This window comes from Mycobacterium sp. (assembly GCF_036490025.1).
Lineage (GTDB): Bacteria > Actinomycetota > Actinomycetes > Mycobacteriales > Mycobacteriaceae > Mycobacterium.
The window spans coordinates 1-11,977 of sequence record NZ_DASXEP010000041.1; the positions used below are offsets into that span (position 1 = coordinate 1).

At 66.6% G+C, this 11,977-nt stretch carries 12 protein-coding genes and 1 pseudogene; 4 read left to right on the plus strand and 9 right to left on the minus strand.

All coding sequences use genetic code 11. The features are described from left to right. The 6 genes and pseudogenes from VGG53_RS04760 to VGG53_RS04785 all read right to left on the minus strand — a co-directional run. Nucleotides 1-369: pseudogene (locus VGG53_RS04760) on the minus strand (hypothetical protein); the annotation flags it as partial. 27 nt (nucleotides 370-396) lie between these two features. Continuing rightward, nucleotides 397-828, minus strand: coding sequence for a type II toxin-antitoxin system VapC family toxin (locus VGG53_RS04765; protein WP_331516839.1), 432 nt, complete (start codon nucleotides 826-828; stop codon nucleotides 397-399). Further along, the gene (locus tag VGG53_RS04770) at nucleotides 815-1,072 is read right to left on the minus strand and encodes a ribbon-helix-helix domain-containing protein (protein WP_331516840.1); all 258 of its coding nucleotides are present in this window, start codon (nucleotides 1,070-1,072) and stop codon (nucleotides 815-817) included. Before VGG53_RS04770 ends, VGG53_RS04765 begins: the two co-directional genes overlap by 14 nt. Nucleotides 1,073-1,123: 51 nt before the next feature. Further along, a complete protein-coding gene (locus VGG53_RS04775) occupies nucleotides 1,124-1,963 on the minus strand; it encodes a transglutaminase family protein (protein WP_331516841.1) in 840 nt (279 codons plus the stop codon). After that, nucleotides 1,963-2,943 (minus strand): alpha-E domain-containing protein, encoded by a 981-nt coding sequence (locus tag VGG53_RS04780; RefSeq protein ID WP_331516842.1) that lies wholly within the window; start codon nucleotides 2,941-2,943, stop codon nucleotides 1,963-1,965. Before VGG53_RS04780 ends, VGG53_RS04775 begins: the two co-directional genes overlap by 1 nt. Beyond that, on the minus strand, nucleotides 2,943-4,649 hold the full coding sequence (locus VGG53_RS04785) for a circularly permuted type 2 ATP-grasp protein (protein ID WP_414688883.1): 1,707 nt from the start codon (nucleotides 4,647-4,649) through the stop codon (nucleotides 2,943-2,945). Before VGG53_RS04785 ends, VGG53_RS04780 begins: the two co-directional genes overlap by 1 nt. Nucleotides 4,650-4,798: 149 nt before the next feature. On the opposite strand from VGG53_RS04785, the gene rpsT reads away from it, so the two are divergent. Then, the gene (rpsT, locus tag VGG53_RS04790; RefSeq protein WP_331516844.1) at nucleotides 4,799-5,059 is read left to right on the plus strand and encodes a 30S ribosomal protein S20; all 261 of its coding nucleotides are present in this window, start codon (nucleotides 4,799-4,801) and stop codon (nucleotides 5,057-5,059) included. 7 nt (nucleotides 5,060-5,066) lie between these two features. Here rpsT and holA read toward each other — a convergent pair whose 3' ends face one another. The 3 genes from holA to VGG53_RS04805 are packed head-to-tail and all read right to left on the minus strand — an operon-like array spanning nucleotide 5,067 to nucleotide 8,452. Continuing rightward, complete coding sequence (holA, locus tag VGG53_RS04795; RefSeq protein WP_331516845.1) at nucleotides 5,067-6,029, minus strand: DNA polymerase III subunit delta; 963 nt, start codon at nucleotides 6,027-6,029, stop codon at nucleotides 5,067-5,069. 12 nt (nucleotides 6,030-6,041) lie between these two features. Next, a complete protein-coding gene (locus tag VGG53_RS04800; RefSeq protein ID WP_331516846.1) occupies nucleotides 6,042-7,601 on the minus strand; it encodes a ComEC/Rec2 family competence protein in 1,560 nt (519 codons plus the stop codon). Between the two features lie 5 nt (nucleotides 7,602-7,606). Continuing rightward, nucleotides 7,607-8,452: a ComEA family DNA-binding protein gene (locus VGG53_RS04805; protein ID WP_331516847.1), complete on the minus strand. Its 846-nt coding sequence runs from the start codon at nucleotides 8,450-8,452 to the stop codon at nucleotides 7,607-7,609. 133 nt (nucleotides 8,453-8,585) lie between these two features. On the opposite strand from VGG53_RS04805, the gene VGG53_RS04810 reads away from it, so the two are divergent. From VGG53_RS04810 to VGG53_RS04820, 3 genes are all read left to right on the plus strand, one after another. Continuing rightward, nucleotides 8,586-9,584: an NAD-dependent epimerase/dehydratase family protein gene (locus VGG53_RS04810; protein WP_331516848.1), complete on the plus strand. Its 999-nt coding sequence runs from the start codon at nucleotides 8,586-8,588 to the stop codon at nucleotides 9,582-9,584. Nucleotides 9,585-9,661: 77 nt separating this feature from the next. After that, entirely contained in the window at nucleotides 9,662-10,822 is a 1,161-nt protein-coding gene (locus tag VGG53_RS04815; protein ID WP_331516849.1) for an acyl-CoA dehydrogenase family protein, read from the plus strand. Nucleotides 10,823-10,843: 21 nt separating this feature from the next. Beyond that, on the plus strand, nucleotides 10,844-11,953 hold the full coding sequence (locus VGG53_RS04820) for an acyl-CoA dehydrogenase family protein (RefSeq protein WP_331516850.1): 1,110 nt from the start codon (nucleotides 10,844-10,846) through the stop codon (nucleotides 11,951-11,953). Nucleotides 11,954-11,977 lie beyond the last annotated feature (24 nt).

The following is an 11,977-nucleotide window of genomic DNA, read 5'->3' on the forward strand; positions in this document are numbered from 1 at the left end:
ATACAGCGCCCGGACCAACGCGGCGTCCCCGGTGATCTCCGGTCGCGACAACGTCCAGCCCAGCAACCCCGTCAGGCCCAGGCTCCCGGCCGCCAAGATCCCGCCCGTCAACGCGATCGTCGGGCCCGCGCCGGTGACGCCGAGCCCGCGAAGCCGGGCACTGACAGTCGCGGCAAAGAGCGCGAGCAGCACCGACGACACGAACACCGCCAGCGCGATGATGTGCACCGCCGACGGTTGTGTTCGCACGTAGTGCTCAATCGGGGCGACCGGCCCGTACGGCAGCGGCATAACGCCGCCGAGCGCGACGCCGATGGCCACACCACCGAAGAGCACCGCAATGCACAGCACGGCGAGTAGTTCGACCACCTCACACCTCGAGTCCGATATCCATCACTAGGTATCCAGCGGGTGACTCCACCGCAGTCGTCGAAAGCGCGCGAAGCCGCGGTCGGCACTGAGCCAAGTCGCGTTGTTTTCTAGGGCATAGGCGGCCAAATAGGCGTCTGAAATATCGTTGCCGCGCGCACCGATGTCGGCAGCGAGCCCGCGAAACAAAGTCCAGTGGCGCTCGCCGGGTGAAAGTCGCATGGCCGCAGGAGCGCCAAGTAGTGCATCGATGGCTGTCCACGCTTCGTCGGCGCTTGCCGGTTCGGCGAAAATCCGCCGGTTGGTCATTACTCGGACGAATCCCACGAGCACAAGGTCCGGAATCCCAAGGGGCTCATCGTCGTTGGATAGCCGTTCGAGCAAGGCACGATAGTCCGCATGTTCGTCGAGGTCGCGTCTGTGTGCATAAACAAGCACGTTGACGTCAACGCAGAGCATCGACTGACGCGTGCTCGTCCAGCACCTCGGCGACAGCGGCGTTAGACGAGAGGTCGACTCCGGGTTGAAGCCCTCCCCTGCCCGTTGGCCGGACCCGGTAACGACTCGGTACCCGTTGCTCAGGCGGATTGAGCCCACGTCGCACGGCATCTTCGAGGACCGCGGCCACCGTACGTCCGGACCGCGCGGCCTTCGCCTTCACTTCGCGGTACAGCTCGTCGTCGATACGAATGGTAGTGCGCACTGTGGCATTTTAGCATCACCTTAAGGCATAAAGATGCCGCACGTAGCCGCGCTATGCCAATCGGGTCATTTCGATGACGACATCGAGATCGGTGGCGCCGCGCCCGGAATAGATGCCCTTCAGCGGGGACACATCGGAATAGTCCCGGCCGACACCGACACTGATGTACTGCTCGTTGATCTCACTGTCGTTGGTGGGGTCGTGATTCCACCAGCTCCCGGTCCAGGCCTGAATCCAGGCATGGCTCTGGCCGTCGACAGTCTCCCCAATCACCGCGTCGGCGTTGGGATGGTGATAGCCCGACACGTAGCGCGCGGGAATTCCCATGCTGCGCAACAGCATCAGCGATAGATGGACGAAGTCCTGGCAGACGCCTTTGCCCTCGCGGAGCGCGTCCAGGCCCGACGAATGCACGCTGGTGGTGCCCTTGACGTACTTCAGTTCGCCGCGCACCCATGCTGCCGCCGCCAGAACGGCTTCGGCGGGCTCGTGCTCCTTGGCGATCCGCTTGCCCACGGCCGCAATACGTTTGCTCGCCGGCGTGTGGCCGGTGGGGCTGAGCACCTCGTCGTACCGGTCGATGACTGTCTCGTTCTGCAGGTCAGACCAGGTGAGCTCTTCAGGCGGGGGATCGGGACGCTCGGTCTCCACCACCGACGCGGAAGTCACGGTGAGCTCGGTATGCGGCGCGTGCAAGTCGAACGCCGTCACCGCGGTGCCCCAGTAGTCGACGTAGCGGTACGACCTGGTCGCCGGCACGGTTTCGACGCGATTGAGGACGACGTTCTGCCGGGAATCCGATCGCGGTGTCAGCCGGGCTTCGTTGAAGGAGGCCGTGGCCGGCGACGGGTAGGCGTAGCCGGTCGCGTGCAACACACGGCTGCGCCACATCAGTTCTTCCCCCGCTTGGTCGGCAACGGCTCGCGGTAGCCGGCATCAGACCAGGCAACCCACGGTACGGCGTGAAAGTACTGCACTGCCAACGCGTCTCCGACGTCATAACACGACTTCTGCAAACCGGCCAGCCGCATCTCCAGCGATTCGAGCAGCACCCCCGGCCGCACGAATTCGAGTTCGCTGCGGGCCCGGCCCAGCAGCCGCTGCGCCTCGGAAATGGCACCGACGCGGCTGTGCGGGCTGTGCAGCAGTTCGTCGAGATTGTGCTCGGCCAGCTTCAGCGAATAGAAGATCGACCGCGGGAACAGGCGATCGAGCAGGATGAACTCGACGACCCGATTGGCGTCCAGCACACCGCGATAGGTCCGCAGATAGGTGTCATGGGCACCTGCGGAGCGCAGCACGGTCACCCACGCCGGAGACACCGCGCTGTCACCCACCCGCGACAGCAGCATGCGTACAGTCATGTCGACACGCTCGATCGCACGGCCCAGCATCATGAAGCGGTAACCGTCGTCGCGCGAAAGCGTCGAATCGGCCAGGCCGGCGAACATTGCGGCGCGTCCCTCGATGTACGACAGAAACTCATGCGGGCCAAGACGTTTGGCGGCCCGCTCGCGTTCACCCAGCGCGTTGAAGGTGGTGTTGAGGCACTCCCAGGTCTCGGTGGACGTCACCTCCCGGGCAGACCTCGCGTTCTCCCGGGCGGCCGTGATGGCGTCGACTATAGAGGAGCCGCCGCCTGGGTTGTTACGGCGAAACGCCACCAGATCGGTCAACGACCAGACATCCAGCTCAGTGTCGGGCTCCTCAATGTCCAAGACTTGCAACAGCACTCGCGAGGTGTGGTCGGGGTCGACGCTGGAATCCTCCAGCAGTTGGTGCACCGTGACGTCGAGGATGCGCGCTGTGTCGTCGGCGCGCTCGACGTAGCGACCGATCCAGTACAGCGCTTCGGCGTTGCGGGCGAGCATCAGCGGATCACCGCCTGCTGTTGTTGCTGGGCCGACTGTGTCTGCGACTGGCTCTGTTGCTGGAATTGCTTTTGCTGGGACGGCTTTTCGCCGTCCGCTTCGGTGCCGGCCGTCGTGGCCGGCGTGGGCAATGCCTTGACCACCTCGGCGGCACCCAGCTCACGGTCGGCCGCCGACGTGCGCGACGCCAGCACCCAGGTGTCCTTCGATCCGCCGCCCTGGCTCGAGTTGACCACCCGCGACCCTTCGACGAGCGCCACCCGGGTCAGGCCACCAGGGAGCACCCACACGTCGTCGCCGTCGTTGACCGCGAACGGCCGCAGGTCGACGTAGCGGGGCGTGAGGGTGTCACCGATCTGCGTCGGGACAGTCGACAGCTGCATCATCGGCTGAGCGATCCAGCCGCGCGGATCGTCGCGGATGCTTTTGCTGATCGCGTTCAGCTCTTTGTTGGACGCCTCCGGACCGAAGACGATGCCGTAGCCACCCGAACCCTCGACGGGTTTGATCACCAGTTCGTCGACCCGGTCGAGCACCTCTTCGCGTTCGTCGTCAAGCCAGCACCGGAAGGTGTCCACGTTGGCAAGCAGCGGCTTCTCTCCCAGGTAGTACTCGATGATGGTCGGCACGTAGGTGTAGACGAGTTTGTCGTCGCCCACTCCGTTGCCGATGGCACTGGAGATCACCACGTTGCCCGCCCGGGCCGCATTGAGCAGGCCGGCCACACCCAGCACCGAATCGGGCCGGAACTGCATCGGGTCCAAGTAGACGTCGTCGATGCGCCGGTAGATGACGTCGACCTGCACCTGGCCTTCGGTGGTGCGCATGTAGACCTGGTTGTCCCGGGAGAAAAGGTCGCGGCCTTCGACCAGCTCGACACCCATTTGCCGGGCCAGCAGCGAATGCTCGAAGTACGCCGAGTTGTAGACGCCGGGGGTCAGCACGACCACCGTCGGGTCGGCCTCGTTGGTGGCCGCGGAGTTGCGCAGCGCCCGCAGCAGCTGCGACGCGTAGTCGTCGACGGCGCGGACCCGGTGAGTGGCGAACAGGTTCGGGAAGACCCGCGCCATCGTGCGCCGGTTCTCCATCACGTAGGACACCCCGGACGGTGAACGCAGGTTGTCCTCGAGGACCCGCCAGGTGCCTTTCTCGTCGCGGATCATGTCGATCCCGGCGACGTGAATGCGCACCCCGTTGGGTGGGACGATGCCAACGGCCTGGCGGTGAAAGTGCTCGCAGGAGGTGATCAACCGGCGCGGGATGACGCCGTCGTTCAGAATCTCCTGATCTCCGTAGATGTCGTCGAGATACATCTCGAGCGCTTTTACGCGCTGCGTGATGCCGCGCTCCAACCGCGTCCACTCAGCGGCGGCGATCACGCGTGGAACCTGGTCCAGCGGAAACGGCCGCTCCTGGCCGGACAGCGAGAATGTGATGCCCTGATTGCTGAACGCCCTGCTCAGCGCCTCGGCGCGGTCGTCGAGGTCGGAGGCATCCGATGGCGCCAGCTCCCGGTAGATGCCCTTGTAGGGTCCACGGACGTTGCCCTGACCGTCGAACATCTCATCAAAGGCTTCCGCGTAACCGTCCGAGGCGTTATAGCCGTCAAAGATGTGCGCGTAGGGCTGCGGCGGCTGCGACTTACTGCGCTGCTGCCGCTTGGTCTCAGCGGGAACGGTTCGGAGGGCCACGTTGTCATGCTGCATCAGAAAACGCACCCTCGCAGGGGTTGTGCCTTCACTTTGGGGGAATGCACGACGGACTGATACCCTGAGCAGTCGCCGCTCAAGCGTCAGAACGCTGCGGCAAACCGTGACACCAGCAAGCCGCCCAAAATGTATCGAAGGAATTACGCGTGGCCAACATCAAGTCGCAGCAAAAGCGCAACCGCACCAACGAGCGCGCCCGACTGCGCAACAAGTCGGTGAAGTCGGCGCTTCGCACGGCTGTCCGCGCATTCCGCGAGGCCGCCGAGGCCGGCGAGAAGGACAAAGCCGCCGAGTTGCTGATATCCACCAGCCGCAAGCTGGACAAGGCCGCCACCAAAGGCGTGATCCACAAGAACCAGGCGGCCAACAAGAAGTCGGCGTTGGCGCACACCCTCCAAAAGCTCTGATCGCTTACTAGTCCGCGACTAACTCGGCGACCTTTCGCACCGCTGCTTCCAGGGCGTAGTCCGCATCGGCGGCTGCGCCCTTCACGTCGGCGTTCAGCGCCGCCACCAGTCGCATCGCGGTAGCCACCGAGTCCCGTGACCAGCGCCGGGCCTGTTTCTGCGCCTTCTGCACCCGCCACGGCGGCATCCCCAGCTCGGCAGCCAGCCGGTTAGGGTCGCCCGACAGCGACCCGACCCGCCCGATGCTGTGAATGGCCTCGGCCAGCGCGTCGGCCAGCACCACGTGCGCCTCGCCACGCAGCATCGCCCAGCGCAGCGCCTCGACAGCTCCCGCGACATCACCCACCACGGCCTTGTCGGCGATGTCGAACCCTTTCACCTCTGCCCTGCCGCTGTGGTACCGCCGGACCGCGACAGTATCGACATATCCACCCGTGTCAGCGACCAATTGCGAACAGGCAGAAGCGAGTTCGCGGACATCGGAGCCGACCGCATCAACCAGCGCGGCAACCGTGTCGTCGTCGACCTTGACCTTCAGTGAGCGAAATTCCTTGCGAACGAAGTTCAACCGTTCGCCGGGCTTGATGATCCGCGCGCACGGATGCACCTGTGCGCCCAGCGCGCGGATCTGGTTCGCCAAGGCCTTGGCACGTCCGCCGCCTGAATGCACGACCACCAGTTCGGTGCCCGGCGGGACGTCCGCGGCGGCTTCGGCGATCAATTCGGCGGCTTCTTTGCCGGCTTCACCGGCGGATTCCAGCACGACCACCCGCTCGTCGGCGAACAGCGACGGGCTCAGCAGTTCGGCCAGCTCATAGACCCCGACATCGCCGGCCCGAACCCGGTCGATCGGGACATCGTCGGTGCCTGCGCGCTTGCGTGCCGCCCCCAGCACGCTCGCGACGACGCGCTCGACCAGCAGCTCCTCATCCCCGAGTACCAGATGCAATGCCGAATCCTGCTGGCTCACCGGTCGATCGTGTCATGTCCGGCCGACAGGCCCGCCGACCCCCGCCAATAGGCCCGACAACGACCAGGCCAGCAGCGCGCAGGCCGCCAGCGCCATTCCCGCGCGAAACCAGTGCCAGCGCCACAGCAGCACCGTCAGTACTCCTGCGGCGCCGACCACCAGCACCCCGGCGAGGCCCGAGGGCACCGAAAGGCTCGCGGCCGGGATGTTCGCGGCCCAATGCGCGATCCGCAACAACCACCACAGCTCGGGGCCGGTGAACCGGATCAGCAGTTGCGCCCCGGCCGGCCAGCACAGGCACAGCGCGGCCGCCGCGCTGCCGAGCACGGTGATCGGCGCGATCAGCGCGGCCACAGCGAGATTGGCCGCCGCCGACACCAGGCTCACCCGGCCCGATATACCGGCGATCAGCGGCGCCGTCACCAGCTGCGCGGCACACGCCACGCAGACCGCGTCGGCCAGTGCCTTGGGCCAACCCGCTGCCACCAGACGTCGCGACCAGATCGGCGCGATGACCACCAGCGCCGCCGTCGCCACCACCGACAACGCCAGGCCCACATCGACGGCCAGCTGAGGCGCGACCACCATCAACAGCAACACGGTGGCCGCCAGAGCCGGGATCGCTTGCCTGCGCCGCGACGACAACACCCCCACCAGCGCGATCGCGCCCATCACCGCCGCGCGCAACACGCTGGCGGTGGGCTGCACCACGACGACGAAGAGCACCAGAGCCAGCGCGGCCAGGCCCACCGCGGCCCGCGGGCCGATCAGCCGCGACGAAAACAGCACGGCGCCGCACACGATCGTGACGTTGGCCCCGGACACCGCGGTGAGGTGCGTCAGGCCGGCGGTGCGGAATTCTTGGCCGGTCACCGGGGTCACCGTCGACATGTCGCCGAGCACCAGCGCCGGCAGCATCGCCGCCTGGTCTGCGGGCAGCACCTGACGAGCCGTGCCAGCGAAACCGGCACGAACGGCGTACGCGACCTGATGCACGGGCCCGGCGCGACCCATCGTCGGCGCACCGATCGCATTGATCACTGCCACACTGAGGTCACGACGGCTGGGCGGGGTGATTCTGGCGCGAAAGCGCATCGGCTGACCCACCATCACCGTGCTGAAGTCGCGCACTGGCGCGAAAACCACTGCGCGGCCAGATGTCTCGTCGCGCCCGAGCTGCCGTAGCGTGGCCCTGAACAGCAACCGGCCGTGACCCACCGACACCGCGCTTTCGGTCGGCGTGACGGCCACCTCCATGCTGGTGCCGAATACCGCAACGACGGGGTGGTGCGCGACCGCGTTGGCGCGCAATGCAATCGCGAATCCGAAGCCCGCGCCGACGATGCCCGCGGCCGCCAACCCCATACCGATCGCGCGCATCCGCGGCCGTTGGGGTCCGGCGCGCCACAACAATGCGCCTGACATGCTGCCTGCCAGGCAAAGCATTCCGACGATATTTCCGATCGGCCACAAGATTCCCGCGGCTGTCACGACCCAACTGGTCAGCGCGGCCGGCACCAGCCGCGCATCCAGCCGCGCCGCCGTGGGGTCGGCGCTGGATGGTTGCGCCACCGGCCTCAGACACGAACCAGCGGGCGCAGCTTCTCCAGGCGCCCGGGGCCGATGCCGTCAACCTCCCCCAGTTGGTCGACATTGCTGAACTTGCCGTTGGCCTCCCGCCAGGCCACGATGGCGGCCGCCGTCACCGGTCCGACCCCGGGCAGGGCGTCCAACTGCTGGACGGTCGCGGTGTTGAGGTTGATCGCTTGTGCGGGTGCGCCTTTCGCCGGGTGGGACGCCGAGCTGGTCGGACCGGGACCGGCCGAACCGGGGCTCACCGAACTGCCGAGGACCGCCGGCTGCCCTTTGACCGGCGCGATCCCCACCACGATCTGCTCGCCGTCGTCGACCTGACGGGCCATGTTGAGCCCGATGGTGTCGGCGCCGTCGGTGGTGCCGCCGGCCGCTTTCAGCGCATCGGCTATTCGCGCGCCCGGCGCCAGGGTGACGAGGCCGGGCGTGTGCACCAGGCCCACCACGCTCACCACCACCGGTTGGTTGGCCCGCGCCGACGGACTCGGGCTCGGCCCGCGGCTGGCAGTGGATGCCATGTCGACCGGCGGCAGCTTCGCCGACACCACCGGTGCGGGCTGCTCACGCATCAGGGTGAAGATGGTGACCAGAACCGCGATCGCCGCGATCGCCGCCAAGGCGATAGCGCCCGAACGACCGGGGTCGGCCCGCACCCGCGCCAGCCAGCCGTCGTCGTGCCGCGCCGAAGCGTCCGGAAGCCAGCGCGGCAGAAGCGAGTTCGGGTCGTTGTCGGCGTCTTTGTCGTCGGCGTCGCGGTCCGGTTGCGCGCCCTCGTCCGGCCGGGCGCCGAGCCGCCGGTGCAGACGCTCGGCGGGCAGTTCTGTTCGCATGCGCAGACGGTATGTGCGCCGGCCGTCGCAGCGATGCTGTCGCAGGGCAGAAAACTGCCGGCTGTGTATCAACGGCCGGGTGTTGACGGGTGGTGTCGAGTTTGGCGATTGGCCATGCGGGTAGGCGGTCGCCATGGATGTGGCAGCCGGACTCACCGTGGCCGTTACCGGGCCAACCGGAGATATCGGCATCGCGGCCGTCGCGGCGCTGGAACGGGACCGGAACGTCGAGCGCATCATCGGAATGGCGCGGCGTCCGTTTGACCCCGACTCGCAGGGGTGGACCAAGACGGTCTACCGACGGGGCGACATCCTCGACCGCGATGCGGTGAACGCGCTGGCCGCCGAGGCCGACGTGGTGGTTCATCTGGCATTCGTCATCATGGGTTCGCGGAACGACAGTGAGCGGGTCAATCTGCGCGGCACCCGCAACGTGTTCGAAGCGTGTGCCGCCGGCGCCGACGTTGGGCGACCGCGCCGGCTGGTGTATTCCTCGTCGGTGGCCGCCTACGGCTATTACCCCGACAACCCGGTGCCGCTCACCGAGGACGTTCCTGCCCGGGGGTCGCCCGAGCATTACTACTCCGAGCAAAAAGCCGCGTGCGAAACGGCGCTTGCCGAAGTCTCGGCCCAATCACCGCTGGAGGTGTTCGTGCTGCGGCCGTGCATCGTCGCGGGGCCAAAAGCCCATGCCATGGTCGACGCGTTGCCCTGGAATCGGGTGCCCTACCTGAACACCGCGAGCCGGCTGCTGCCGGTGCTCAAACCGGTTGTTCCTGACCCCGGGGTCCCGTTGCAGCTGGTGCACCACGACGATGTCGCTTCCGCCGTCGCGTTGGCCGCAACGGGATCGGCCCCGGCGGGTGCCTACAACATCGCCGGAGAAGGTTTGCTCTCGGTGTCCGATGTGGTCGCGGCGCTCGGCGGCCGGCCGGTGCGGGTGCCGGCCGTCGCGGCGACTGCGGCTTCGGCAGTCCTGGCCCGGTTACCGCTGGTCCCCTCGGCCGCCGAATGGCTGCACAGCGCCCGGACGTCGATGGTCATGGACACCACGAAAGCCCGAACACAGCTGGGGTGGACGCCGCAATACACGGCTGCGGAAACATTGCAGGCGCTCACCGCGTCGCTGTGAGCGAGCCGCCTCACTGGTTGCTCGGGGCGCCGGATAACGTGCAGAGAGGACCGTCAGATCCAGCAGAGGAGACTGCCATGCAACTGGCGCTCACACCGGATGAAACCGCCTTCCGCGACGAATTGCGCACGTTTTATACGACGAAGATCCCGGCGGAAATCCGGGAGCGGACCCGTTCGGGCGAAGGCCTCGGCCGCGACGACATCGCCACCAGTCACAAAATTCTCAACGAACACGGTCTGGCGGTGCCCGGCTGGCCGGTCGAATGGGGCGGTAAAGACTGGACACCGGCTCAGCACCAGATCTGGCTGGACGAGATGCAGCTGGCATGCGTGCCCGAGCCACTGAACTTCAACGCCAAGATGGTCGGCCCGGTGATCGCGGAGTTCGGCTCGCAAGAGACCAAGCAACGATTCCTCCCGGCGACGGCCAGCCTGGACATCTGGTGGTGCCAGGGGTTCTCCGAGCCGGAAGCCGGCTCGGATCTGGCGTCGCTGCGCACCACCGCCTTGCGCGACGGCGACAGCTACGTCGTCAACGGGCAGAAGACGTGGACCACACTCGGCCAGTACGCCGACTGGATTTTCTGCTTGGTGCGCACCGACCCGCAGGCGCCCAAAAAGCAGGCCGGCATCTCGTTTCTGCTCATCGACCTGGACACCCCCGGCATCACGATGCGCCCGATCAAGTTGATCGACGGCAGCGTCGAGGTGAACGAGGTGTTCTTCGAAGACGTCCGGGTGCCCGCCGATCAGCTTGTCGGAGAAGAGAATCAGGGCTGGAGCTACGCGAAATTCTTGTTGGGCAACGAGCGAACCGGGATCGCCCAGGTAGGCCGCACCAAGGTCAGGCTTGCCGACGTCAAAAAGCGCGCCGCCGACAGCGGCCTGCTGGAGGATCCGCTGTTCGCCGCCCGGGTCGCCGAAGCTGAAAACGATTTGCTGGCACTAGAACTCACCCAGATGCGAGTCACGTCCGGGTCCAAAGCCGGGAAGCCCAACCCCGCATCGTCGGTGCTCAAACTTCGCGGCAGCCAGTTGCAACAGACCGCCACCGAATTGCTCGTCGAGGTCGCCGGTCCCGACGCGCTGCCGTTCGACGCCGGCGACGACATCGCTACGCCGCCTTGGGCGCAGGGCAGTGCGCCGCGCTACCTGAACTACCGCAAGACGTCGATCTACGGCGGCAGCAACGAAGTGCAACGCACCATCATCGCGTCGACCATTCTCGGCTTGTAAGACAGAAAACGAGGTAGCGACATGGACTTTCAGTTGAGTGACGAGCAGGTGCTGCTGCGCGACACCACCCGCGACCTACTGTCGCGCAGCTACGACGCGGAGAGTCGCAACAAGGTGATCGCCTCCGATCTGGGCTGGAGCCGTGAGGTGTGGACGCAGCTGGCCGAAATCGGAATCCTCGGGCTGGGATTCGACCCCGACGAGGCCGGGCAGATCGAAGTGATCACTGTGCTCACCGAGGTAGGTCGCCGGCTGGCGCCCGAACCCGTCGTGCACGGTGCACTTGGGCCCGGGGCGATCATCGCCGAAGCAGGCAACGATACCCAGAAGCAGCTGCTCGACGAGGTCGCCGAAGGTCACCGGCTGCTGGCATTCGCCCACCTGGAGCCGGGCGCACGTGGGTCGTTCACCGAACACGTCGCGACAACCGCTGTGCAGCAAGGTGATTCATGGGTGCTGAGCGGACGGAAGAATCCGGTGCTGGCCGGCGACTCCGCCGACACCCTGGTCGTCAGCGCAAAGCTGCCGGCCGGCGGCGTCGGGTTGTTCCTGGTTGACGGTGAGGCCGTGATCCGTCATGCCTACCGCACATTCGACGGGCAGCGCGCCGCCCAGATCGACCTGGACCAGGCTCACGGCGAACCGCTCGGCGATGCGGTGGACGCATCTGCGGCCATCAGCAACGGTCTGGTCCGTATCCAGTCCGCGTTGTGCGCGGAGGCGGTTGGCGCGATGGAAGAGGCGCTGCGGCTGACGACCGATTATCTCAAGCAGCGCAAGCAGTTCGGGGTCACCCTGAACACCTTCCAGACGCTGACCCAGCGTGCCGCCGACATGTACGTCTCGCTGGAGTTGGCCCGCAGCATGAACCTCTACGCCGGTCTGTCGGTCGCGGACGGCAATTTCGACCCGGTCGTCGCGGCGCGGGCCAAGCTGCAGATCGGCCGGTCCGGCCGCCATATCAGCCAGGAGACGATCCAGTTGCACGGCGGTATCGGGATGACCGCCGAGTACCCGGTCGGCCACTACGCGGCGCGGCTGACCGCGATCGAGCACACCCTCGGATCGTCGCAAGACCAGCTGCATGTGCTGATCGATCAGGTCGGCGACTACGACGTTGTGACCCTGTAAGGCTGGCGCTGAATCCGCCACACG